The sequence below is a fragment of the Bacillus cereus genome (genome assembly GCF_002567495.1).
In the GTDB taxonomy this organism is placed as follows: domain Bacteria; phylum Bacillota; class Bacilli; order Bacillales; family Bacillaceae_G; genus Bacillus_A; species Bacillus_A cereus_AQ.
On the sequence record NZ_NVAP01000023.1, the window covers coordinates 42,398 to 66,028 of the forward strand.

The following is a 23,631-nucleotide window of genomic DNA, read 5'->3' on the forward strand; positions in this document are numbered from 1 at the left end:
TTTAGCGTACAACGTCTTGAAAGACGGTTAGTTCTTGTAGTGTATCTTCGTTTATTTCAATGCCGAGTCCCGGCTTTTCGTTTAAGCGAATGAATGGTACATCGTAATGTAAGTTTCCGATGTCTTTCGTGAATTTTAATGGTCCTGTAAGTTCAACGCTCGTAATGATTTTTTTTGAGAAAGCGACATGGAATCCTGCGGAAGAGGCAACAGATGATTCGACCATTGATCCCACTTGGCATTCAATACCAGCCATTTCTGCTTGATGAGCGAGCTTTATAGCTGGATATATGCCGCCGCATTTCATTAGTTTTATATTCACTTTATCAGCAGCTTCTAATTTAATAATTTGGCGCATTTCACGAGAACTTTTTAATCCTTCATCAATCATAAGAGGGAGGTCTGTTTTAGAACGAATATGAGCCATTGCATCAATATCGTCCGCAATAACAGGTTGTTCAATCCAGTCAATGTTTAAATGTCCTAATGAACGCAGTGCAGTTAATGTGTTTGCGCTATTTTTCCAGCCTTGGTTTACATCAACGCGAATAGCGATGTCATTTCCTACACGTTCTCGTACAGCTTCAATACGTTTTACATCTTCTTTTACATTCGTACCCACTTTCATTTTGAAAGATTGGTAACCTTTTTGAATCATAGAAGCAGCTTCTTCAGCCATATCTTCAGGATCGGCAATACTTAAGACGTGAGTGACAGGGAATTCTTCATGGTAACGCCCGCCAATTAATTGATATACAGGTTGATTTAGTTTTTTGCCCATTATATCAAAACAAGCAATATCAATTGCGGCTTTCGCTGTTGGAACACCGTAAATTGTATTGTCCATCATGTCGTGTATTTTTTCGATATTCATTGGATTTTGCCCAATTAGAGCAGGAGCTAGCGTATGTTTTAAAGTATAGAAAGTACTTTCCCATGATTCACCTGTGACGTGATCATCAGCAACGCTTTCACCGTAACCGATAATACCTTCGTCTGTTTCCATTTTGACGATAATAGAAGGCATATCGGAATAAGAACCATAACTAATAACAAACGGATTGCGAAGCGGTAAACGAATTGCGTAAAGATGAATAGCTGTAATTTTCATTGAATAGAAACCCCTTCCTGTTTACAATAGTTTTGTACATTTGATATAGTTGACGTTAAATAGTCGTTAATTAATAATAAGGAGTTAGAGAAAATGATGATAAAAATTGCAGTTGTCGGTTCAAAGGAGTTTATGGAGAACCTTTTTCCTATTGCTCATAAATTAGAAGAAATAGAAATTGATCCATACATTTACCTTCATCCGGCAGAATCTTCTGAACTATTAAAGCGTCTAAAGCCTTGTGATGTCATCTTTTTCTCAGGTGCTTTACCTTATTATATGGCAAAAGAAATGAGAGAACAATTACGAATTCCAAGTACATACTTACAGCAAGACGAGACGACAGTCGCATCTTCAATTCTTTCTGTCATGTATCATCAAGATATTCAACCACATAACATTTCCATCGATTTAGTAGACAGCTCCTTTATTACAAATGTGTTCCAGGATATTGGTATAAAAGAAAGTCCGCAAGTATTGGATTATGAAAATATGCTGTGGAGTAAAGATGAAATAAATAGAGTTATCGATTTTCATGTAGCCAAATATCAATCTGGAGAGGCCCGTTTAGCTTTAACTAGTATTCACGCTGTTTACGACGAGCTTCAAAAAATAGGTGTTCCTGCAGAGCGTATGATTGATCCAACACAATCCATTATACATGGGTTAAAAGATGCAAAAATAAAAGCTGAGTTAGCAAAAAGCTATTCAGCTACTGTTGGTGCTTGTATTATTTCTTCTTTAGAATTAAGAACGAGTTTGCTTGAAAAACTAGATGTCATTTCAAAAGAACTACGTGGTTCATTTAAACAAGTGGATGAAATGACATGTATTTTGTATACAACTCGTGGTGATATCGAATCGATTATTAAAACAAATGCGATAGATAACTTGTTTACGAGTGTAGAAGGAACGATAGCTATTGGATTTGGTTATGGAAAAACTGTGAAAGAAGCGGAGCAAAATGCTAAAATCGCTCAAGGTTTTGCAAAGAATAATCCAATAGATCGCTGTTTTTATATACTAACAAGTGATAAAGAATTATTTGGTCCGTTCCCGAAAGAACAGGGAGTACAAAGTTTGAAAAATGATAATCCTGAATTAATGAAAATAGCGAAGGAAACGAAGCTTAGTCCGGCAAACTTGTCAAAAATCATTCAGTTTAGTCAATCGCATCCGTCATTGAAGTTTACAGCGGCTGATCTTTCTGAGTACTTACAAGTGACTCGAAGGTCGACAGAAAGGCTGTTAAAGAAATTAGTTGATTGTGGGTATGCTCATATTTGTGGCGAGGAAATGCCCTATCAACAAGGGCGACCTCGCGCACTATATGAACTGAATTTACCACTATTTTTAAGCTTCTAGTTGAGCCTGTTGTTTCTTTAGTAGTTCTGCTTTTTCAATGTCTGATAGTTTTACAATTGTGAAACCAGTTATGCCATAAATGATTGAGATAATAGGTACGATGAAATTCAAAATAGCATAAGGAGCATATTCAAATGCACCTACGCCAAGTGTTGCGAGAATAAATACACCGCACGTATTCCAAGGAACGAAGACAGAAGTTAATGTTCCGCCATCTTCTAATGCTCTGGATAAATTTTTTGAATGTAGTCCTTTTTCCGTGTAGGCATTTGCGTACATTCTTGAAGGGACAACAATTGAAATATATTGTTCAGAGCAAGTAAGGTTTGTTGCAAAGCAAGATGCGATAGTAGAAGCGATAAGCCCTTTTGCTGATTTCGCTAACTTTAAAATTTGATTTACAATTGAGCGAAGAATACCTGTATGTTCTAGTACTCCTCCGAACGTCATAGCGACAATTGTCATAGAGACTGTATTCATCATCGAATCTAGGCCACCGCGGTTAAATAGTTCGTCTACTAGCTTGTTTCCAGTGTCTATAACAAATCCAGCCTGGAGTGCACCGACAGATGCTGAGACCGAACCACCTTGAATAAAGACTTGTGATAAGAATCCTAAAATAATTCCGACGAGAATCGCTGGTATAGCAGGGACCTTTTTAGCGACCAATACCATAACAGCTACGGGTATAATGAGTAGGAAAGGTGAGATAACAAAGTTTTGTTGCAATACTTGTAACGTTTGATCGATGCTCTTCGCATCAATATTGTTAGCACCAAAGGTTCTTCCTAAGAGAGCATAGACGATAAGAGTAATAATTAAACCTGGAACTGTAGTAAATAACATATGACGAATGTGCGCAAATAAATCTGTATTTGTTAATCCTGCGGCTAAGTTAGTTGTGTCTGAAAGCGGTGACATTTTATCGCCAAAATAAGAGCCTGAAATAATGGCACCAGCAACCATTGGAGCTGGTATTCCCATACTTAGGCCAATTCCCATTCCAGCAACACCAATTGTTCCCATTGTAGACCAAGAGCTACCGATGGCTAACGCAACGATAGAACAAATCACGGTAATCGAAACTAAAAATAGTGATGGAGTTAAAAGTTTTAAACCGTAGTAGATCATTGTTGCGACGATTCCACCGCCAATCCAAGCACCGATTGTTAAGCCAACAAGAATAATGATGACGATAGCGGGTAATGCAAGACGAATTCCCTTATACATTGATTCTTCAAGATCGTTCCATTTGTAACCGTAACGCCAAGCGACAATAGAGGCAACGGTTGTACCGATAATAAGTGGAACGTGAGGACTTTGTTTTAATACAACAATTGTAACCATCATAACTGCAACGGTAATGATAATAGGGATAATCGCTACTCCAAAAGGTATTTCTTTTTTCATAAATTTCCTCCTTGTTACGTATGTTTGTTTGTATTTTTAGAATTGTCGTAAAATAGACGTTTATTAGGTTATGATAACTAAAGATATATGTAAGCGTCAATAAAAAACAGAAAATAAGGAATCTTCTATTTGTTATTTTAGTTTGTAATATAGATGCGGAGTAAGCTTTTGAAGTTTCTAAAAATAAATAATTGACTTTTTTCTTAAAATTCAATATGTTCATAAAAACATCTGTTTTTCATAAGTATAATTAATCTGATGGTTTATAATTTGGGAAGGAGACTGGAACGTTGAAAACATTAGAACTACAAGAGCGCTTAACGGAGATTTTTCAGCATTTACACGAAAACCCTGAAGTAAGTTGGAAAGAATATGAAACGACAGCGTATATTACTAACTTTTTAAAAGAAGAAGGAATTTCATATAGAACATTTGATGATTGCCCAGGTGTAATTGCTGAGATTGGAGGCGGGAATCCAGTTATTGCGATTCGTGCTGATATGGATGCACTTTGGCAAGAAGTAGATGGAGAATTTAAGGCAAACCATTCGTGTGGTCATGATGCTCATATGACTATTGTAATGGGACTTATTTTACAATTAAAAAATATGAGATGGAAAAGTGGTACGGTTAGATTTATTTTTCAGCCGGCAGAAGAGAAGGGGAATGGTGCTTTAAAGATGGTAGAGAAAGGTGCTGTAGATGATGCTGATTTCTTATTTGGCGTCCATCTAAGACCGATTGAAGAACTATCTTTGAAACAAGCAGCCTCATCTATTCGCCATGGAGCAGCAGGATTTTTAGAGGGTATGATTCATGGGGAGGATGCACACGGGGCAAGACCACACCAAGGTGTGAATGCAATTGATGTCATTTCCATGATTAATATCGGTTTGAAAAATATTTGGCTATCACCGCAAAGTTCCTATTCAGTAAAAATGACGAGATGCCAAGCTGGTGGTGATAATTTAAATATCATTCCGGGAAATGGTCATTTTAGTTTAGATGTAAGAGCAGAGAGTAATATACTATTAGAAGAATTAAAGAAAAAGATTGAGCATGTAATAGAATCAGCAGCATCGATGGGATCAAAAACTTCATACGAATGGATGGATCTTGCACCAGGAGCAGAGGTTTCAGAAGAAGCAGAGCGCTTTATGCGTAAAGGTATTCTCGAAGTGTATGGGGAAGAGAGATGTACGGGACCTCTCTATACGACGGGAAGCGATGATTTCCATTATTACACAGTGAAAAGACCACATTTAAAAGCTGTCATGCTTGGACTAGGAGCAGATCTACAACCTGGATTACACCATCCGTATATGAGGTTTGATCATAGTTGTGTTATGGATGGGGTAGAAATATTGAAGCAAACAGTATTGAAAGTGTTAGAAGACAGGGGCTAGAGAGCTCCTGTTTTTTTGTTGTGAATTGTTGTTAAGTTTATATAATTTCACGTACCAATTAATTTGATGAAAAATGAGTCTCCAGTACATGGTGTATAATAATAAGTACCATTTTTTAATAGGAGAAAACGAATGAACGAACAATATTACGATGCAGTTTTACATATAAAAACAGTCGGTGAGCAAAAAGGGTTTAACAAGTCTATGCATTATCACCGCTATGAACCGACGCCGTATAGCGGGTTAGATGAGTTATTGAATCAATATGAAATACGAAGTAGCGACCGAATTGTAGACTTTGGGTGCGGGAAAGGTCGATTAAACTTTTATATGCATCATAAATGTGGTGCATCAGCAGTCGGAATTGAAATGAATGAAGAGTTTTATAAAGAAGCGATGGATAATCGTGATCGTTATGGACGAAAGGTGCGAAACAGTAAAGATAAAATTCAATTTGAATGTTGTTTGGCACAAGAATATGAGATTGATTCGCGTGATAATCGGTTTTATTTCTTTAATCCATTTTCTGTACAAGTGTTTATGAACGTAGTCAATAACATTTTGCTTTCGGTAGAAGAAATGGAGAGAGAAGTGGATATTATTTTATATTATCCTTCGGAGGATTATATTTTCTTCTTAGAGAATCAGACTGCGTTTGAGCTGAAGAAAGAAGTTAGATTGTCAGGTGCTTATGAGAAGAATGGACATGAGAGGTTTTTAGTGTATACATTAGGGTAATAAAAAAACAGGTGCCTTGGCACCTGTTTTTTTATTAGTTACGGATTAAGTAATCAAATGCACCTAAAGCTGCGTTTGCACCTGAACCCATAGAGATAATGATTTGTTTGTACGGATTATTTGTACAGTCACCTGCAGCAAACACTCCTGGTACGTTTGTAGCGCCGTGCTTGTCTGTTACGATTTCACCGCGAGCGCGTTCAACTGTTTCGCCTAACCAGTCTGTGTTTGGAACAAGACCGATTTGTACGAATACACCTTGTAATTCAACGTGATGAACTTCTTCAGTTTCACGATCGATGTAAGAAATACCGTTTACTTTGTCAGTACCAGTGATTTCTTTCGTTTGAACGTTTTTCAGAACAGTTACGTTTGGTAAGCTGTTAAGACGCTCTTGTAATACAGCATCAGCTTTTAATTCTGGCATGAATTCAAGAACAGTTACGTGCTTAACAATACCTGCTAAGTCGATAGCTGCTTCAATACCAGAGTTACCTCCGCCAATAACTGCTACATCTTTTCCGATGAATAATGGACCGTCACAGTGTGGGCAGTATGCTACACCTTTATTTTTGAACTCAGCTTCACCTGGTACGCCAACATTACGCCAGCGAGCACCTGTAGAAACGATTACGCTCTTACTTTTCAGAATAGCACCGTTTTCAAGTTCCACTTCAATAAGTTCTTTTTTCTCTAAACGTTTCGCACGTTGTAGATTCATTACATCGATGTCGTATTCTTTTACGTGCTCTTCAAGGCTTGCTACTAGTTTAGGACCTTCAGTACGTTTTACGCTGATGAAGTTCTCAATACCCATAGTATCCATTACTTGACCGCCGAAGCGCTCAGCAACGATACCAGTGCGGATGCCTTTACGTGCTGCATAAATTGCTGCACTTGCACCAGCAGGGCCGCCACCAACAACAAGAACATCGTATGGATCTTTATCAGAAAGCTCTGATGCATCTGGACCGTTACCCATTTTAGCTAAAATTTCTTCAAGTGTCATACGACCGCTTCCGAAAGATTCGCCATTTAGGAAAACTGTTGGTACTGCCATGATGTCTTTGCTTTCTACTTCCTCTTTGAATGCAGCGCCATCAATCATAGTATGTGTAATACCAGGGTTAAGAACGCTCATTACGTTAAGAGCTTGTACAACATCAGGACAGTTATGACAACTTAGGCTGATATAAGATTCAAAATGATATTCGCCTTGAATGTTTTTAATTTGATCGATTAGTTTTTGCTCAACTTTTGGAGCGCGTCCACTTACTTGTAGTAAAGCTAACACTAATGAAGTAAATTCGTGTCCTAATGGAATACCAGCGAATACAACACCAGTGTCTTCACCAGGGCGATTTACGCTAAAGCTTGGTGTTCTCTCTAGTTCAACTTTTTCTACTGTAATCTTAGATGACATAGTAGATAATTCATCAACTAGAGCTAACATATCTTTAGATACTGCATCGTCTCCAGCGCTTACTTTAAGTGAAATATCGTTCTCCATTAATTGAAGATATTGGGATAGTTGTGTTTTTATATCTGCATCTAGTATCATTTTGATCGAACTCCTTAGATTTTGCCTACAAGGTCAAGGCTTGGTTTAAGTGTTGCAGAACCCTCTTGCCATTTAGCTGGGCAAACTTCACCTGGGTTGTTACGTACGTATTGAGCTGCTTTAATTTTGTTAACAAGAATGCTTGCGTCACGGCCGATACCGTCAGCATTGATTTCCATAGATTGGATAACGCCGTCTGGATCGATGATGAATGTACCACGAGCAGCAAGACCTTCTTCTTCCATTAAAACGTTGAAGTTTGTAGTGATTGTGCGAGTTGGGTCACCAATCATAATGTATTCGATTTTGCCGATAGTTTCTGAGCTATCATGCCATGCTTTGTGAGTGAAGTGAGTATCTGTAGATACAGAGTATACTTCAACGCCTAAGTCTTTTAGAGTTGCGTATTGGTTTTGTAAGTCTTCAAGTTCAGTTGGGCAAACGAATGTGAAGTCAGCTGGGTAGAAACAAACTACACTCCATTTTCCTTTTAAACTTTCGTCAGTAACTTGGATAAATTCTCCATTATGGTAAGCATTAGCTTTAAACGGTTTTACTTCTGTGCCGATTAATAACATGTTAAAATTCCTCCTAAATGTTGGTTGTGAGCATCAAAAAATAGTGTGCTCATAAAATATATTTTTTAATTAACTATAATAATTCTAATTCGATATTAATTATCATATAGAAGTGGTTATTTTGTCAAGCGAATAAAGCAACTTTATTCCAATTTAATTAATATTTATTCTCAATTAAGGCTATCAGGGAATAGAAAGGTAATTTTAAGTCTATCAATTTTAGATGAGTGATTGAAAGTTTAGTGTGTATGTTAGAGATATGGTGTAAGTATAAGTTCTTAGGAAGGAAATATTTCTTAGAAGTTATGTATTTGAAAAGGAACTGCTTATTTCTATTTTACAAAGAATTGTGCGATAAATAAAATAAAATGAATCGAAATCTTTTTGAACAATTTTTGTCAGCTCAAATATGTAATTAGGAAGTATATTACGCTGATAGTTAGAAACATTGACTCAAAGTGCTAACAAGATATAATAAAATCTAGATATACCTTTCAAAAAGAAGAATACATATTTATAGGATGAAAAAAATTAAACCTATTCTTTTTTTATAGCTTTAAGAAAACGTTTACAATTAGTATGGAAGGGAAACCATTTCTAAGTTCACGAAGTATTTTTATGGAAGAAAGAGATGCTTCTGAAGTGATTAATCGTTTCGGACAATATTCGGTTCCGAAAGAAAGCAAAGTATATAATCTAGCAATTGCTGTTACGCCACATGAAAATGTAACAGCAATTATTACGGAAAAAGGGATTGTAAAAGCACCGTTTACGGAGAACTTAAAAAAGCTATTTCAATAAGTAGATAAATATAAAAATCAGTCATCAGAAGCTTCATACTTAGGGGGATGTATATGTTATTACAAAAAGAAAGAGAAGAAATTGTAGCGTATGGAAAGAAAATGATTTCTAGTGGTTTAACAAAGGGGACGGGCGGTAATATTAGTATCTTCAATCGTGAACAAGGTCTTATTGCGATTAGCCCAAGTGGTCTAGAGTATTATGGAACAAAGCCAGAAGATGTAGTTATATTAAACTTAGATGGTGAAGTAGTAGAAGGAGAGAGAAAACCATCAAGTGAATTAGATATGCATCTTATTTATTATAGAAATCGTGAAGACATAAATGCGCTTGTGCATACACATTCTCCTTATGCAAAGACGATTGCATCATTAGGATGGGAGCTTCCTGCTGTGTCATATTTAATTGCTTTTGCAGGTCCGAATGTCCGCTGTGCGCCCTATGAAACATTTGGCACGAAGCGATTAGCAGAGGCTGCCTTCGAAGGAATGATAGATCGTCGTGCCGTGTTACTTGCCAATCACGGTTTAATTGCTGGTGCAAACAATATAAAAATGGCGTTTACTGTTGCAGAAGAGATTGAGTTCTGTGCTCAAATTTATTATCAAACGAAAAGTGTCGGGGAACCGAAGTTGTTGCCAGAAGATGAGATGGAGAATTTGGCGAAGAAGTTTGAAGGATATGGGCAGCAGTAAAATAAAACGAAAATACCCTCAAGATTTCACTCTTGAGGGTATTTTTATGCTTTCTTCAGCAATAAATACATAAAGTAAGGAGCACCAATTAAAGCAACGACAATACCTGCTGGGATACCGTTAGGTTCAACGATGTTTCGTCCGATTGTGTCTGCTAGTAGTAATAACCATCCGCCTATTAAAACGGCGATTGGCATGAAGATTTGATGTCTTGGACCTACTAAAGATTTTGCGATGTGAGGAGCCATCAGCCCGATAAAACTGATTCCTCCTGTTACGGAAACAGCTGCAGCAGCAAGTGCAACAGCTGCAATTAATAAGTATCTACGTTCTTTTTCAATTTCAATTCCAACGCCGATTGCGACGGGTTCGTTTAATGCTAGAATGTTTAATCGATTTGCTTTATAGAAAACAAACGGAATTAATACGACTAACCATGGGAGCATTGCGAAAATAAAGACCCAATCATCTCCCCAAATGTTTCCCGCAATCCATTTGGCGATAAAGTCGACTTTCATACGATCAGCAGATGAAATAAGGACAATCATCATTCCAGATAGTGCAAATGAAAAACCGATACCGGTTAATGTTAACCGTATTGGCTGAAGTCCTGTTGATTTGCTATATGAAAATACATAAATTAGAATAGCTGTCAGAAGAGCACCGATAAACCCAACGACTGGTAGTAAGTAAAGAAACGAACCTACGTCTATTGGGAAGTATAGAAAGAAAATAGAAACGGCAACACCAGCACCAGAGTTAATCCCAATAATACCAGGCTCAGCTAAATCGTTACGTGTAATCCCTTGCAGGATAGCGCCCGATAAAGCGAGTGCCATACCAGCTAATAATGTAATGATAATTCTCGGTAGCCTTAAAGAATATAAAACAAACTCCTCTTTAAAAGTTCCTTGTCCCATTAGTGTTGGGAGTAGTCGATCATAAGATAACGATGCTGAACCGAGTCCCATTCCAACTACAATGGTTGTGATGGTCAGTATAAGTAAAGCGAGTATAATAAGACGTTGTTTTCTTAAAATAGATGGCATCATGAGAATGTTTTTCCTCCTTTACGAACAATGAATAGGAAGAATGGTAATCCTACAATAGCGACAATTGCCGTAACTGGTGTTTCATACGGAGCGTTAATAGTACGCCCGATTGTATCTGCAAGTAGCATAAAGGATGCGCCAGCGATTGCTGATATCGGAATAACAAATCGGTAATCTGGACCCACAATTGGACGAACCATATGAGGTATCATTAATCCGATAAATGCCATGTTCCCGACAAGTGCTACAGAGGCACCAGCAAGTAAGATAATAATGATAAATAAAATTGTTTTAATGACGATAATTTTTTGACCGAGTCCAACAGCCACTTCTTCACTGAAACTAAGGACTGTCAATTTTTTTGCTAGTAAGATAGCGATAAAGATACTGATAGAAATGACCGGAATAATAACTTTCAATTGGCTCCAAGTTGTTCCGATTACGCCTCCAGCAGTCCAAAGTGATACATCTTGTGAAATTTTAAAGTAAATGCCGACTCCTTCTGAAATTGCGAGCAGAAATGCTGAAACTGCAGCACCAGCTAATACAATTCGAAGGGGAGAAAGGCCGCCCTTTTTCACCATACCAATTCCAAATACCATAAGAGCGCCAATGGCAGCACCGATAAAACAAGCTAATGTTAAGTAAAGATAGCTGATGGAAGGATTGAAAGCCAGCGTTAACGCAAGTGCAGCATTTGCTCCACCAGTTAGGCCAAGTAATCCAGGGTCTGCAAGTGGATTTCGTGTTAAACCTTGCATAATAGCTCCAGAAACAGCGAGTCCAGCTCCTACAAAGATAGCAGCAACTTCACGTGGTAAACGTATTTCGCGAATAATAGATATTTTGTCTCCTTTAGCGGAGGAAGTGAGTGCTAACCATACATCTTTTATAGAAGTATCTGCAGCACCTAATACCATTGCAATCATAAAAATAAGAAAGAATGCAATTATACTTAAAATTAGTTTGTATGTAAAAGCCATGGAACGTGGATTATCATGATCTTTTGTCATTCGTTTCACATCTTTTCTTTTCATAGAATAAAGGAAGAGGAATTCTTAAATTAAGAATTCCTCATGTTTGTATTATTGACCAAGAAAGTTCTTCTTGAAGAAGTCTAGTTGGAAATCTAATGTCAGTGGATCATTGAAATAGAATTCCATCATGTTTGCTTCATATACGCGATTATTTTTTACTGCTGGGATGTTTTTGTATGATTCTGTCTCTTGGAATGAGTTATCAGTATCTTTATTTTTACTTACGATTAAGTAATCACCAGCAAACTCAGGTAATACCTCAGTAGATAATGCGTAGTAACCATCTTTTAATGCTTTTTCTTTTACTTTTTCAGGCATTTTTAATTTCATTTCTTGGTACAGAATTTCTGTTCCACGGCCCCAGTTCTCGCCGTATACATAAAGCTGTTTGTTGAAGTTTTCTACAACAGAAACTGTTGCATCTTCACCGATTTTTGCTTTAATTTCTTTACCAGCATCTTGTGCACGTTTCTTGAAATCATCAACCCAAGTTTTTGCTTCTTTTTCTTTGTTTAATAATTTACCGATTTCTAAATGCTGTGTTAAGTAATCAACTTTTCCGTAAGTGTATGTTACAGTAGGAGCGATTTTCTTTAACTTATCGACATTTTTAATATTTGATAAACCAATGATTAAATCTGGATTTAGTTCAGCGATTTTTTCAACGTTTTCATCTGATACTTCAGCAACATCTTTAAGTTTGCTATCAAAACGTGGGTTTTGTTTAGACCATGAATCCACCCCAACAAGATTTACACCTAATGACATTACGTTACCAGCGAATGATGATAAAACAACAACGCGTTTTGGATTTGCAGGAACTTCTACTTTTTTACCATCTTCAGATTGGTATGTAATTGTTTCTGATTTGCTACCTTTTGCATCGTTCTTTTTGTCTGTAGAGCCATTGCTACAAGCACTCATAACAAAAACGAAAAGAACTGTTAGTGAAATAAATAACTTTTTCATCGTCTTTCTCCTTTAAATAGATGGTATGTGTATACAATAATTTGTTTAACTTTAATCTTTTTGAAAGAGTAGTGGTAATGCAAAACGCCTATTAAAAATCTTGAATGTGAGATTTCACAATATAGTATTGACCATATTAATGAAAGAAGATGTAATCCCAAAATTACTAATTATTAACAAGTTGATAATGATTATCACTATTGATTCTTTAAATAATATAATTTTATATGGGTGTATTGTCAATAGTAATTTTGATTGTAAATTTTGTAGAAACAGGTTATATTTTATTGAGAATGATAATCAATGATTAGTAGCTGAGGAGTGAGCACGAATGAATCGAGAAGAATTGTTTGATGTAACCGTGATAGGCGGAGGACCTGCAGGGCTTTATTCAGCTTTTTATAGTGGACTCAGAGAGATGAAAACGAAAATAATAGAATTTCAACCACAGTTAGGTGGAAAGATACATGTTTATCCGGAAAAGATGATTTGGGATGTAGGAGGGCTATTGCCAGTTACAGGTGATAAATTGATTGAACAACTTGTACAGCAAGGGCTAACATTTAAGCCGGAAGTTGTATTAAATACAAAAGTAGAATCAATTATTCGTAATCAAGATGGTACTTTTACGTTAAAAGCAAGCGATGGGGAAGAACATTTTTCAAAAACAGTTATCGTTGCAACTGGAAGTGGTATATTGAAACCGCAAAAGTTATCCATTGAAGGTGCTGAGCGATTTGAAGTATCGAATTTAAATTATACAGTCAAATCTTTAAAGCGTTTCAAAGGTAAAACAGTTATTATTTCTGGCGGAGGTAATTCTGCTGTTGATTGGGCAAATGAATTGGAACCAATTGCGAAAAAAGTGTATGTAACATATAGAAAAGAAGAATTATCTGGTCATGAAGCACAAGTAAAACAACTAATGAACAGCTCAGCGGAGTGTTTCTTTAATACATCGATTACAAAATTAATTGCTGGTGATAATCATGAAGCGATTGAATATGTAGAATTAACAAATCATGAAACGGGCGAGGTTTCTCATTTACTTATTGATGAAGTTATTATTAATCATGGATATGAACGTGATATTACATTATTAGAAAATAGTGAGTTAGACGTTGCAATTATAGACAATTATTATATTGCAGGGAATGCAAATAGTGAGTCTTCAGTAGATGGATTATATGCTGCTGGAGATATTTTAAAGCATGAAGGGAAATTACACTTAATTGCAGGTGCATTCCAAGATGCTGGAAATGCTGTGAATAAAGCAAAACAATTTATTCAACCAGATGCAAGTGAGTACGGAATGGTTTCTTCTCATAATGAAGTATTTAAGAAGAGAAATCGCGAACTGATTAAGCAGATGATGAAATAATAAGGAACAAGTATACCCCCACTTATTTCTCTATTCAAATGGATGAGAGATGTAAGTGGGGGTTTTCCTGTTTACTATATTTTCAATCATTATAATGACACCGGTTTCATCAGTTCGTGTGATATGAACATTTTATTTGTAAAGCATCCTAGAAAACAATGAAGATATGTTTTGCTTACGCAGAACATGGCTTCATTATGCTGTCCCTTTAGCGCGTCCATTAGGAAATGGCATATTTAGTATAGAAGCAATATATTGTTTTCCGTGTTTTCGAGCCAATGATTCTAATATTTGACGGACGCGTTTTGTAAGGTGGCCTTGTTTTTTGATGGCTTCACAATATGCGTCATAGAAAGCATATTTAGCCCAAAGGAAATCATCTTGTTGGAATAAGAAATGATTTTTGTACCATTCACCAATTGTATGATAACAATTGTTTCCATGTATTGTTGCGCTTTGAGAAAGAAAACGATCAGATAAAGATACATTTAAATGAGAAATTGTGTTTTCTGTTTCAACTTGTAGTGTTTTTTCTAACATTGTAATGATGTGACGAGTAGCCATATGTTAACTCTCCTTTGTGTAAATGGGTAACACCCTTATATATTTAAAAAATTCTTACTATATACTATTATACAATATATGGAATGCATCTACCTGCTTTTTAAACTGCATTTACAAAATCTTTTTTATTTGTTTACAAAAATAAAGTAAAGTAAGATACAGTATATATGAAAAAATAATAAAGGAATGAACGCATTGTATATAACAGTAGAAGAGACTGCGGAGTACTTGAATCTGCCAAAATCATATATTGAAGAGTTAATTCAGCAAAAGAAAATTCGTGCGCTATTCGATGGAGAGCAATATTTAGTAAATAAAGAACAATTTAATACACATTTAGAGCAAATGGAGAAATATAAGCAGTTAGTGGAAGAAATACTAAACGAACCAATTCCAGAAGATATGGATGTTAAAGACGAAGACTAAACTTTGGGAAATCCCGTATGAAGATATGCAGAAATGTATCTTCATACGGGATTTTTTGTCTAAAGATATCAAAACCCTAATGGGCACGTAGAATTCCTTATGGTTTTAATAGGTAGTAGTCTACCATGTTAAAAGCATATTTTTTTCTAGCTAGGACAAACATAGAGAACGTAACCTGTACAGATACATATACTATCAGTGCAAAAGCTTATAAATTAATGGAAGGGGTTTTCTCGTGAGTTTATTTCATTGTGATTTTCTGAAAGACTTAATTGGATCTTTTGTGAGAGTAAACAGGGGTGGTCCAGAATCTCAAAAAGGGACAATAGTCGCAGTATGTTCGGATTACTTTGTATTAAAGAATGAAAAAGGAGAGCTCTATTACTATCAAACTCGTCATTTGAAAAGTGTTACAAAAAATGCGAAAGATTGTAAAGCAGATGATTGCAGATGGTTGGAATGTGAATGTGAAGATGACTTTGAAAAGCTACTTCAAAGCTTCAAATATTGCTGGGTGAAAATTAATCGTGGTGGCCCAGAGAAAGTTGAAGGTATTTTACAAGATGTTTCTTGTGAATTTGTGACATTAATTGTCAAAGAAGAAATTATATTAGTTGCAGTATCTCATATTAAGAGTGTCTCAGTAGGTTGCGTAGAGAAGGAAGAAAGTACTAGTGAAAGCAATTGTTCAGGTCGAGATCGCGCACAAAGACAGTCAAGTAGAGGAAGATAATAAGAAAGGAGGATACAAATTTGGAAAGTATATTATGCTGTGAGCAAATTAAATGCTTAGTTGGTGAGACTGTAAAAGTAAATCTTCGTGGACCAGAGAGTCGAGTGGGGGTACTTGTATCGTTAGGTAGAGATTACCTTACATTACAACTTCCTCTTGGTGAATTAGTATATTACCAATTGAAACATGTGAAGAGTCTAGTTAAGAAAGTGAAAGAAAGTAAATGTGGCGATTGCTATGTTTCATGTTTCTGCTCTGAAGATGATACTTTTGTCGATGTATTGCGTGACTTGAAGTATAAGTGGGTAAAGATTAATCGTGGCGGCCCAGAGTGTGTGGAAGGATTATTAAGTGAAGTGCATGAAGAATGTATTACACTAGTAAACTGCGATGAAGTCATTTATATAATTAATTATCATATTAAGAGTGTGAGTCAGGTAGTTAAATGTAAAAAGAATGAAGATGAATAATGTTTAATAAATAAGAGGGGCATTATGAGGGAAAGAGAAGAACAATTTCTTATTTCGATAGTATGAAAAGGAATTACTTACTATTAAAACAGAACTTTGCCCTGATTATTTTTTTAGAAATGGAAGACAAGAAAGAAGAAATTCATAGGAAGGGGGATATAGATGAATGAGTTAAACAAAAGTATTGGAGAAAATATATATGTTAAATTAATCGGTGAACAAAGATTTAAAGGTGTATTAATTGATGTAGGAAATGATATCGTTGTTCTTTACAATGGACAAGATTACGTATATATATCTTTATATCATGTACAATATTATAAATTTTTAAGACCACATGATGAAGACATATCAAAACCAGATGTCGATTCTGTAATTAAGAGGGAATCACCTTCGATTTCTTTGAGAAAAGTATTAAGTACTTCTAAAGGGATTTTTACAGAAGTTTATGTAGCAGGAAATGCTCCAATACATGGTTATGTTACAAGTGTGATGAACGATTATATTGTTTTTTATAGTCCGGTTTATAAAACGGTATATATATCTTTAAAGCATTTAAAATGGTTAATTCCGTATAAAGAAAACCAAGTACCGTATGCCCTCAACAAAAATGAACTCCCCGTAAATCCGTTAAATATTACGCTAGCTAGAACGTTTGAAGAACAGCTTATTAAAATGACTGGGAAAATTATGGTGTTTGATTTAGGTGAGGAGTCCAATAAAATTGGGAAAATGGCAAAAATTGATGAAGGCCATATTGAAATATTAAAAGCACGTGATGCAAAAATGTATGTGAATATTCAACATGTAAAATCTGTCCACTGTCCGTAGATGAGTTGGAAGGGCTGGCTTTTTCTTTTATATGGAGAAGAAAAGGTCGAGCCTATTTGTTTTAGCTTAATTTGGAGATGAGGGGAAAAATGAATTGAATATAAATACATTATAGTGTGATCTTTTAAAAGATAACTTTGTACTAACTTATAAGAATTGTGTACGAGCTATCTTTTTATGTATTCAATTTATTTTTTGGAGGAGGAGCTGCTCAACTAATTTATTAAAGGGGTTTTGTTTGTGGAGCAGTTTCCAAATTCATTATCGATTACATTACTGGGTAGTGCTGGTGGAGCAGCAAAAGCAGTTTTAGCGATTTTAAATCAAGCGATAGTAAATGAAAAAGATCCAATTTATGAATCGATAAAGAATGTCAAATTTCATTTGGTTGATATAAAACAAAAAGATAGGACTTATTATGATGAGTTGTTTCCAAATTTGAAAAATCAATTGTTTTTATACGAAATAGACCTTCAAGATGTAGTGAAATTTAAACAGCATGTAAAAGAAAAAAGAACGAGTGTTGTTATTGATGTTTCAGGTGCGGATACAATTAGAGTATTAAGCTGCTGTAATGAACTTGGAATTTGTTATATTAATTCAGCCTTGGAAAATGAAGCGGTAGATCAGGACGATAGTTTAATTGGTTTTCAGCTTACGGAAAGATATACAAGGTTTGAGAAGGAGAAAGAGAAATTTACAAATACAAAAGCGATTATAGGTTCAGGGATGAATCCAGGTGTTGTTCAATGGATGGTTGTTGAGCTTATGAAGGAGCGACCAAATGAAAGGCCAAGAGCATGTTATATTGTAGAACATGATACGTCATTTTTGAATGATACAGCACTTATAAAGCCTCATACACTTTATACTTCATGGGCAGTCGAGAGATTTTTAGATGAAGCAATCTGGAGTTATCCAATGTATATGAGTCATCATCGTCCTCTCTATTTTTATGAAGATGTATATGCTTCAGAGTATAAAGTGAAGTTAGGAGAAAAAGAATTTTATGGCTGTTTAATGCCACATGAGGAAGTATTAATTTTAGGGAAAAACTTCAACATGGAAGTGGGTTTTCTTTACCGAATTAATGAGTATACAACAAATGTAATTAGACAGAACTTAGATCAAGTAGAAGATTTATGGAACTGGAACCGTAAAGTATTTAATCCAGCGGAAGAAGAGGTTGCTGGAGAGGACCTGGTCGGTGTTTTACTCGTGTATGAAAATAGTGAGACATATATGTATAATGTGATGAATAGTAGCCAAGCTTTTCGTAAATATAAAACGAATGCAACCTATTTTCAGGTAGGGTGCGGGATTTATGCAGGCTTGTGCAGTATACTTTTAGATCCATTTGAACAAGGTGCTTATTACGTTGAGGAGTTGTTATTAAACACAGAAAGTAAGTACGGTGCATATTTAAATTTATATATGAAGGATTTTGTAATGGGGCATAATAATTTTACGGATGGGTTGTTACATGATAGGGTAAGATGGATGTAAGTTGTTACCAAAAGGAAGGAGAGATCTCCTTCCTTTTAGTATTATAAGGTTAAATATTGCCCTGAAAGCAATTTCATACTTATAATTTAAGGAGATAACATATAAAACGTTATTTTTTGTATTGATCATGAGGAGTATTCATATGAACAAATTTAAAAGCTTAATTTATGAGGAAAGAGAAGCTTTAAAAGTATTTTTATTGTTATTCTACATTATATTTTTTTTATATGACGTTATTTATTATTTTGTGTATCCGGCTATGGACATTAATGGTGCAAGGGTAGGATGGCCAGAAGGTGGTATGGGGATAGGGGTGTATATATTAGTAATATCTTTATTTCCTATTTCAGTATATCTTCAAAAAAAAGGTTATGTATATTTTGTGAAATATTTGATTTTAATTGGGTATATGTTTATTGATATCATAAATAATTTAATGATTTATTTAAACAGTAATCGTGTTTTTGAAAATGGAAATATGGTTGAAATATTGTTAATTTTATTTGCGCCGATATTTGTGAATAAAAAATATTTTTACTTAGTTTCTTTTAGTGTAATTGGAAAGTATGTATTTTTCACTTTGATATTACAAGATATTAAAGTTGTGATTCCACTTGTTTTATGTATATTCTTTTTTATTATTTCACATTCCTTATTAAAACGATTTCAATCTTATGTAAGAACAGTGGTTGAAATGATGAACAATATGAAAGAGACGGAAAATTTAGCTGTGATTGGGACCATGTCTACAACAATTGCCCATGAAATTCGAAATCCGCTAACAGCGTTAAAAGGGTTTACGCAAATGCAAAAAGAAAGAAATCCAACTGATACGATGAGTTACAACATTATGCTACAAGAAATTGAAAGGATTAATGGATTTGTTAGTGAATTGATGTTGTTAGGAAAACCAAAGCCAACAAATTATGAAAGATGTAATATACGAGACATCCTTCTATATGTTGTGCAGCTAATGGAAAGTTATGCAACGCAATATAGAGTTAAATGCCATTTACAAGTAGATGGGAATTTACCGACTATAAACGGTGATGATAAGCAATTAAAACAAGTGTTATTAAATATCATTAAAAATGGAATAGAATCAATGCCAGAGGGTGGAGAAATTCATATCCGTGCATATCAAAAAACACAAGGACATTTGTGTATTTCTGTCGAAGACCAAGGATTTGGTATAGAGAATGAGAAATTAGGAAAAATCGGCAAGGCTTTTTACACAACAAAGGAGAATGGTACAGGACTTGGATTAATGATTACATATAAAATCATTAAGGAGCATCAAGGGAGTATCACAATCCAAAGTAGTATAGGAGTAGGAACGAAAGTAGAAATTTTTCTGCCGACCGTCTAATGTATTGGGAGAAAAGATTTTTCAGAAAAGTGTTCTTGTTGTGTAAATATAAACATTTTATAAAATGTTTCAAGAAGGGTTTTTTTTATAAAATACTTCGTTTATAATGGAGGAAAATATCGACATGAGATTGATTGCTCATGTAACGGTTCAGTAGTGTTACGAAAAGATAAGAAGGGGTGCACGCGCATCCTTTTTTCTATGCAGATATTATGAAAGAGGTGGTATGATGGAATTAACATTAAATTCGACTGTATGTTTACATACAATTCAATTTCGAAAAGAGCAAAAGAATTATATTGTAAAAGATACAATTACAGGAGAAAAATATGAAATGCCGCCACTTTGGATTGATGCACTAGCAATGATGCGTGACGGTTTTTTATTGGGGGAAATTGAGGAGAAATTAAAAGAAGAGTATCCAGCTGAAGAAGTAAATATGTTAGCGTTCACGAGGCAACTGTTAGAGCTGGAACTTGTTGAAATGGTAGATGGTGAAGAGATAGCTTGCACAAAGAAGAAAGAGATTGATTGTTTAGCTTGGGTACGTCCTCGTGTGGAACAATTCTTTCTTAATTTAAATAGAAAATATAGAAGCAAAGGTCAATAATGACCTTTGCTTTTTTTGTAGCCCGTTTAAAAAATAACAGCGAATGCTCTTGCGAAAGCACCGTCACTATCTTTAATTTTTAAAGGTGCTGCCGAGAAAAAGAAACGTTTCGCTTCGATAGCATCTAGGTTTGTTAAGTTTTCAATTAAATAAATATTATTCCCTAGCAATATGTGATGGATCGGTGATGTTTCTGTCGTTACTTCATCAGGAGAAATGAAATCTAAACCGATAGATTTTACTTTTAATTGAACTAATTCTTCAGCTAACTCTTCAGAAAGATAAAATGCTTCTTTCTCATAAGCTTCTGTATTCCATTTAGTGGATAGATTTGAATGAAAAATAACAATATCACCTTCGTTTATGTCAGCATTATGCAATACTGCCTTAGGTAATTTTCGCTCTTTAATGTGAGTTACATCGATAAGAACGGCTTCGCCTACAAATTGATCAAGGGGTAATTGATCGATGGTCGTTGCGCCTGAAATAAAATGCGCAGGAGCATCACAGTGCGTGCCCACATGAACGACGGAATGAAAATCTGTCACTTGATAGCCTGCTTCTTCAACGCTTGTAACAGCTTCTAGTTGGATTTTCGGTGTTCCAGGAAATTGAGACATATTATTTTCAAATGTTTGCGATAGATCAATTACTTTCATTTTACATACCTCCAATATATATTTTTCAAATAATAAAAAGCTCATCCTCCAATATCAAGAAAGATGAGCTTTGCATGCTAGTTGAGTTTTATCTTCCAAAATGCAATGCATTTTGCAGGAATTAGCACCTATTCAGTTTGTATAAACTGAGGTTGCTGGGCTTCAAAGGGCCGGTCCCTCTGCCTCTCTTGATAAAGAAGTATTCAGTTTTAAAATTCAAAATTTTTCGATAGTTAAATTATAATTCATTTCCTTTTTTCGTGCAATACAAAATAGGTATTCACCCAAATAAAGCTGCTCGCATATTGTAGCTTATGTAAATAGAATGCTGCGAAGGAGTGAGTGCAGTGACAGGAAATGTATTAAATTATTATGCTGGTGGCAATACAGCTAGAGGATTTCATAATTTATACGAAGAGAATTTAAAAGGATTAGACAGATTATTTATCTTAAAGGGTGGCCCAGGAACGGGGAAATCTTCTTTAATAAAGGCAATCGGTCGTGAATGGATGGAAAAAGGATATGATATCGAATTTTTACATTGTTCTTCTGACAATAAATCAGTGGATGGTGTGATTATCCCGAAATTAAAAGCAGGGATTGTCGATGGAACATCGCCGCATGTTATTGAGCCGAAAATGCCGGGAGTTGTCGAAGAGTATATAAATTTAGGGATTGCTTGGGACTCAAATAAATTAAAAAAGAAGAAGGTAGAAATTGAACGGTTTGCATCAGAAGCAAGCAAGGCTTTCCAATCTGCGTATGGATGTTTTAACGAGGCCTTAGTTATACATGATGAGTGGGAGAAAATCTATATTGATAATATAGATTTTAATAAGGCAAATGAACTAACAGATCAGCTAATTCAGAAATTATTCGCAGAGAAAGGCGGGAAGAAATCGCTTGTAAAACATCGTTTCTTAGGAGCCGCTACACCGAAAGGAGCAGTTGATTTTGTTCCTAATTTAACAGAAGGGTTACCACATCGTTATTTTATAAAGGGGCGCCCAGGCTCTGGAAAATCAACAATGCTTAAAAAGTTGGCTAAAGCAGCAGAAGAAAAGGGCTTTGAAGTTGAAGTATATCATTGCGGATTTGATCCAAATAGTCTGGATATGATTATTGTAAGAGAGTTAGGTTTTGCAATTTTTGATAGCACTGCGCCGCATGAATATTTTCCAAGTCGTGAGGGTGATGCAATTATTGATATGTATGCTCTTATTGTTACGCCAGGGACGGATGAGAAATATGCGAAGGAAATTCGTGATGTTTCCATTAAATATAAAGCAAAAATGAGTGAGGCGATGTCTTTCTTGGCGAAAGCAAAATCGGTTCGTGATAAATTAGAAAGAATTTATATTGCTGCTATGGATTTTTCGAAAGTGGATGCATATAAAGAAGAGATTCAAAAAGAGTTTGAGCGAATTGCTACTACTGTAATCGAAAATCAACAATAGATGTTTCGTTTGGCTGTCAGTAATTTCTGACAGTTTTTTAGTATGTAGTAAAATTAGTAGTGTATTTGTCGAATTTCCAAGGAAATAATCAAAAAATGGAGATGGTATGAAATGAGAGAGAAAATCGAGTTGGAGTTAGAAAGAATTGAAAAAGAGAATGAAGTAAAAATTTTATTTGCGGTGGAATCAGGGAGTCGTGCTTGGGGATTTCCATCGAAAGATAGCGATTATGATGTTAGGTTTGTTTATATACATCCGGTAGAATGGTATTTATCAATTCATGATAAACGAGATGTAATTGAATATCCTATTAGTGATGATTTAGATATAAGTGGCTGGGATATTAAAAAGGCGTTGCAACTATTCGCGAAGTCGAATCCAGCTTTACTTGAGTGGGTTCGATCACCAATTTTTTATTCGAAAAACTCTAATTTTCCAGAACTACTTCAACAGATGAGTGAAAAGAATTTTGATCCCAAAGCAACGATATATCATTATTTACATATGGCGTCGAAAAATTATCGTGAATTTTTGCAAGGTGAGAATGTAAAGCTGAAAAAGTACTTTTATGTATTACGTCCCATTTTAGCTTGTAAGTGGCTAGAAGAGAAAGCGACTTTACCTCCTGTAGAATTTGATCGATTGATTACAGAATTATCATTAGAGCGTAGTGTATTAGATGAAATTGAAAAGTTGTTAATAAAGAAAAAAGCAGGTACTGAATTAGATGTTGGATTGAAAATTAAGGTGCTAAATCAATTTTTAGAAGAACAAATTCATTACTATGGGCAATACGTAAAAGGTGTTGAAAAGGGATTAGGGATCGATATTGAGATTTTAAATATACTATTTCGAGACATGCTGTTTGAAGCATATGAAAAAGAGCACAAGTAAGTTTGTGC

Annotated in this window: 24 protein-coding genes and 1 riboswitch; of the genes, 15 read left to right on the plus strand and 9 right to left on the minus strand. The window is 35.2% G+C overall.

The genetic code is table 11. The annotated features are described in order from the left end of the window. Position 1: 1 nt before the first annotated feature. On the minus strand, positions 2 to 1,111 hold the full coding sequence (locus COK05_RS10185) for a mandelate racemase/muconate lactonizing enzyme family protein (protein ID WP_098612486.1): 1,110 nt from the start codon (positions 1,109 to 1,111) through the stop codon (positions 2 to 4). Between the two features lie 93 nt (positions 1,112 to 1,204). Here COK05_RS10185 and COK05_RS10190 point away from each other — a divergent pair, with 93 nt between their 5' ends. Beyond that, entirely contained in the window at positions 1,205 to 2,476 is a 1,272-nt protein-coding gene (locus COK05_RS10190; protein ID WP_098612487.1) for a transcriptional regulator, read from the plus strand. Here COK05_RS10190 and nhaC read toward each other — a convergent pair. Then, positions 2,465 to 3,886, minus strand: coding sequence for a Na+/H+ antiporter NhaC (gene nhaC / locus COK05_RS10195; protein WP_098612488.1), 1,422 nt, complete (start codon positions 3,884 to 3,886; stop codon positions 2,465 to 2,467). The genes COK05_RS10190 and nhaC overlap by 12 nt on opposite strands. A gap of 290 nt (positions 3,887 to 4,176) precedes the next feature. Here nhaC and COK05_RS10200 point away from each other — a divergent pair, with 290 nt between their 5' ends. Together COK05_RS10200 and COK05_RS10205 are read left to right on the plus strand one after the other, a co-directional pair. Beyond that, the gene (locus tag COK05_RS10200) at positions 4,177 to 5,292 is read left to right on the plus strand and encodes a M20 peptidase aminoacylase family protein (protein WP_098612489.1); all 1,116 of its coding nucleotides are present in this window, start codon (positions 4,177 to 4,179) and stop codon (positions 5,290 to 5,292) included. Positions 5,293 to 5,424: 132 nt separating this feature from the next. Then, positions 5,425 to 6,030, plus strand: coding sequence for an SAM-dependent methyltransferase (locus COK05_RS10205; RefSeq protein WP_098612490.1), 606 nt, complete (start codon positions 5,425 to 5,427; stop codon positions 6,028 to 6,030). Positions 6,031 to 6,064: 34 nt separating this feature from the next. Here COK05_RS10205 and ahpF read toward each other — a convergent pair whose 3' ends face one another. Beyond that, complete coding sequence (gene ahpF, locus COK05_RS10210) at positions 6,065 to 7,591, minus strand: alkyl hydroperoxide reductase subunit F (RefSeq protein ID WP_098612491.1); 1,527 nt, start codon at positions 7,589 to 7,591, stop codon at positions 6,065 to 6,067. Between the two features lie 14 nt (positions 7,592 to 7,605). Then, positions 7,606 to 8,169, minus strand: coding sequence for an alkyl hydroperoxide reductase subunit C (gene ahpC / locus COK05_RS10215; protein WP_000924420.1), 564 nt, complete (start codon positions 8,167 to 8,169; stop codon positions 7,606 to 7,608). Between the two features lie 573 nt (positions 8,170 to 8,742). Between ahpC and COK05_RS10220 the strand changes: the two genes are divergently transcribed. Both COK05_RS10220 and COK05_RS10225 read left to right on the plus strand, forming a co-directional pair. Continuing rightward, a complete protein-coding gene (locus COK05_RS10220) occupies positions 8,743 to 8,970 on the plus strand; it encodes a hypothetical protein (protein ID WP_369680719.1) in 228 nt (75 codons plus the stop codon). 53 nt (positions 8,971 to 9,023) lie between these two features. Continuing rightward, on the plus strand, positions 9,024 to 9,665 hold the full coding sequence (locus COK05_RS10225; protein ID WP_098612492.1) for an L-fuculose-phosphate aldolase: 642 nt from the start codon (positions 9,024 to 9,026) through the stop codon (positions 9,663 to 9,665). A 44-nt stretch (positions 9,666 to 9,709) separates the two neighbouring features. Here COK05_RS10225 and COK05_RS10230 read toward each other — a convergent pair whose 3' ends face one another. The 3 genes from COK05_RS10230 to COK05_RS10240 are packed head-to-tail and all read right to left on the minus strand — an operon-like array spanning position 9,710 to position 12,723. After that, on the minus strand, positions 9,710 to 10,717 hold the full coding sequence (locus COK05_RS10230; protein ID WP_098612493.1) for a FecCD family ABC transporter permease: 1,008 nt from the start codon (positions 10,715 to 10,717) through the stop codon (positions 9,710 to 9,712). Beyond that, on the minus strand, positions 10,714 to 11,754 hold the full coding sequence (locus COK05_RS10235) for a FecCD family ABC transporter permease (RefSeq protein WP_141539003.1): 1,041 nt from the start codon (positions 11,752 to 11,754) through the stop codon (positions 10,714 to 10,716). The genes COK05_RS10230 and COK05_RS10235 overlap by 4 nt, the downstream gene beginning before the upstream one ends. 48 nt (positions 11,755 to 11,802) lie before the next feature. Then, positions 11,803 to 12,723, minus strand: a complete 921-nt coding sequence (locus COK05_RS10240) for an iron-hydroxamate ABC transporter substrate-binding protein (protein ID WP_098612495.1) — start codon at positions 12,721 to 12,723, stop codon at positions 11,803 to 11,805. 331 nt (positions 12,724 to 13,054) lie between these two features. Here COK05_RS10240 and COK05_RS10250 point away from each other — a divergent pair, with 331 nt between their 5' ends. Next, on the plus strand, positions 13,055 to 14,104 hold the full coding sequence (locus tag COK05_RS10250; RefSeq protein ID WP_098612496.1) for an NAD(P)/FAD-dependent oxidoreductase: 1,050 nt from the start codon (positions 13,055 to 13,057) through the stop codon (positions 14,102 to 14,104). A gap of 195 nt (positions 14,105 to 14,299) precedes the next feature. Here COK05_RS10250 and COK05_RS10260 read toward each other — a convergent pair whose 3' ends face one another. Continuing rightward, positions 14,300 to 14,668, minus strand: a complete 369-nt coding sequence (locus COK05_RS10260; protein WP_098612497.1) for a hypothetical protein — start codon at positions 14,666 to 14,668, stop codon at positions 14,300 to 14,302. A gap of 186 nt (positions 14,669 to 14,854) precedes the next feature. Here COK05_RS10260 and COK05_RS10265 point away from each other — a divergent pair, with 186 nt between their 5' ends. From COK05_RS10265 to COK05_RS10300, 7 genes are all read left to right on the plus strand, one after another. Continuing rightward, positions 14,855 to 15,094, plus strand: coding sequence for a helix-turn-helix domain-containing protein (locus COK05_RS10265; RefSeq protein ID WP_001998970.1), 240 nt, complete (start codon positions 14,855 to 14,857; stop codon positions 15,092 to 15,094). Positions 15,095 to 15,329: 235 nt separating this feature from the next. Next, positions 15,330 to 15,827: a spore coat protein gene (locus COK05_RS10270; protein ID WP_098612498.1), complete on the plus strand. Its 498-nt coding sequence runs from the start codon at positions 15,330 to 15,332 to the stop codon at positions 15,825 to 15,827. Positions 15,828 to 15,847: 20 nt separating this feature from the next. Further along, entirely contained in the window at positions 15,848 to 16,297 is a 450-nt protein-coding gene (locus COK05_RS10275) for a spore coat protein (protein ID WP_098612499.1), read from the plus strand. Between the two features lie 162 nt (positions 16,298 to 16,459). After that, the gene (locus COK05_RS10285) at positions 16,460 to 17,128 is read left to right on the plus strand and encodes a DUF2642 domain-containing protein (protein ID WP_098612501.1); all 669 of its coding nucleotides are present in this window, start codon (positions 16,460 to 16,462) and stop codon (positions 17,126 to 17,128) included. Between the two features lie 240 nt (positions 17,129 to 17,368). Beyond that, entirely contained in the window at positions 17,369 to 18,634 is a 1,266-nt protein-coding gene (locus tag COK05_RS10290) for an S-adenosylmethionine decarboxylase related protein (RefSeq protein WP_098612502.1), read from the plus strand. A gap of 142 nt (positions 18,635 to 18,776) precedes the next feature. Then, the gene (locus tag COK05_RS10295) at positions 18,777 to 20,003 is read left to right on the plus strand and encodes an ATP-binding protein (protein ID WP_098612503.1); all 1,227 of its coding nucleotides are present in this window, start codon (positions 18,777 to 18,779) and stop codon (positions 20,001 to 20,003) included. Positions 20,004 to 20,232: 229 nt separating this feature from the next. Continuing rightward, positions 20,233 to 20,613, plus strand: coding sequence for a hypothetical protein (locus COK05_RS10300; protein WP_016083694.1), 381 nt, complete (start codon positions 20,233 to 20,235; stop codon positions 20,611 to 20,613). A gap of 26 nt (positions 20,614 to 20,639) precedes the next feature. On the opposite strand, the gene COK05_RS10305 is transcribed toward COK05_RS10300, so the two are convergent. Continuing rightward, positions 20,640 to 21,272, minus strand: coding sequence for a cyclase family protein (locus tag COK05_RS10305; RefSeq protein WP_090978202.1), 633 nt, complete (start codon positions 21,270 to 21,272; stop codon positions 20,640 to 20,642). Between the two features lie 85 nt (positions 21,273 to 21,357). Next, positions 21,358 to 21,470, minus strand: a riboswitch (SAM riboswitch). 149 nt (positions 21,471 to 21,619) lie between these two features. Between COK05_RS10305 and COK05_RS10310 the strand changes: the two genes are divergently transcribed. Together COK05_RS10310 and COK05_RS10315 are read left to right on the plus strand one after the other, a co-directional pair. Beyond that, positions 21,620 to 22,729 carry a PRK06851 family protein gene (locus COK05_RS10310; RefSeq protein WP_098612504.1) on the plus strand — a complete coding sequence of 370 codons (1,110 nt, stop codon included), beginning with the start codon at positions 21,620 to 21,622 and terminating at the stop codon, positions 22,727 to 22,729. Positions 22,730 to 22,840: 111 nt separating this feature from the next. Then, on the plus strand, positions 22,841 to 23,623 hold the full coding sequence (locus COK05_RS10315) for a nucleotidyltransferase domain-containing protein (protein WP_098612505.1): 783 nt from the start codon (positions 22,841 to 22,843) through the stop codon (positions 23,621 to 23,623). Positions 23,624 to 23,631: the final 8 nt, after the last annotated feature.

Excerpts from the sequence above, each read along its gene's own strand:
- COK05_RS10185 (WP_098612486.1), bottom strand. The coding sequence starts at position 1,111 with ATGAAAATTACAGCTATTCATCTTTACGCAATTCGTTTACCGCTTCGC.
- COK05_RS10190 (WP_098612487.1), top strand. The coding sequence starts at position 1,205 with ATGATGATAAAAATTGCAGTTGTCGGTTCAAAGGAGTTTATGGAGAAC.
- nhaC (WP_098612488.1), bottom strand. The coding sequence starts at position 3,886 with ATGAAAAAAGAAATACCTTTTGGAGTAGCGATTATCCCTATTATCATT.
- COK05_RS10205 (WP_098612490.1), top strand. The coding sequence starts at position 5,425 with ATGAACGAACAATATTACGATGCAGTTTTACATATAAAAACAGTCGGT.
- ahpF (WP_098612491.1), bottom strand. The coding sequence starts at position 7,591 with ATGATACTAGATGCAGATATAAAAACACAACTATCCCAATATCTTCAA.
- ahpC (WP_000924420.1), bottom strand. The coding sequence starts at position 8,169 with ATGTTATTAATCGGCACAGAAGTAAAACCGTTTAAAGCTAATGCTTAC.
- COK05_RS10225 (WP_098612492.1), top strand. The coding sequence starts at position 9,024 with ATGTTATTACAAAAAGAAAGAGAAGAAATTGTAGCGTATGGAAAGAAA.
- COK05_RS10230 (WP_098612493.1), bottom strand. The coding sequence starts at position 10,717 with ATGATGCCATCTATTTTAAGAAAACAACGTCTTATTATACTCGCTTTA.
- COK05_RS10235 (WP_141539003.1), bottom strand. The coding sequence starts at position 11,754 with ATGAAAAGAAAAGATGTGAAACGAATGACAAAAGATCATGATAATCCA.
- COK05_RS10240 (WP_098612495.1), bottom strand. The coding sequence starts at position 12,723 with ATGAAAAAGTTATTTATTTCACTAACAGTTCTTTTCGTTTTTGTTATG.
- COK05_RS10250 (WP_098612496.1), top strand. The coding sequence starts at position 13,055 with ATGAATCGAGAAGAATTGTTTGATGTAACCGTGATAGGCGGAGGACCT.
- COK05_RS10260 (WP_098612497.1), bottom strand. The coding sequence starts at position 14,668 with ATGGCTACTCGTCACATCATTACAATGTTAGAAAAAACACTACAAGTT.
- COK05_RS10265 (WP_001998970.1), top strand. The coding sequence starts at position 14,855 with ATGAACGCATTGTATATAACAGTAGAAGAGACTGCGGAGTACTTGAAT.
- COK05_RS10285 (WP_098612501.1), top strand. The coding sequence starts at position 16,460 with ATGAATGAGTTAAACAAAAGTATTGGAGAAAATATATATGTTAAATTA.
- COK05_RS10295 (WP_098612503.1), top strand. The coding sequence starts at position 18,777 with ATGAACAAATTTAAAAGCTTAATTTATGAGGAAAGAGAAGCTTTAAAA.
- COK05_RS10300 (WP_016083694.1), top strand. The coding sequence starts at position 20,233 with ATGGAATTAACATTAAATTCGACTGTATGTTTACATACAATTCAATTT.
- COK05_RS10305 (WP_090978202.1), bottom strand. The coding sequence starts at position 21,272 with ATGAAAGTAATTGATCTATCGCAAACATTTGAAAATAATATGTCTCAA.
- COK05_RS10315 (WP_098612505.1), top strand. The coding sequence starts at position 22,841 with ATGAGAGAGAAAATCGAGTTGGAGTTAGAAAGAATTGAAAAAGAGAAT.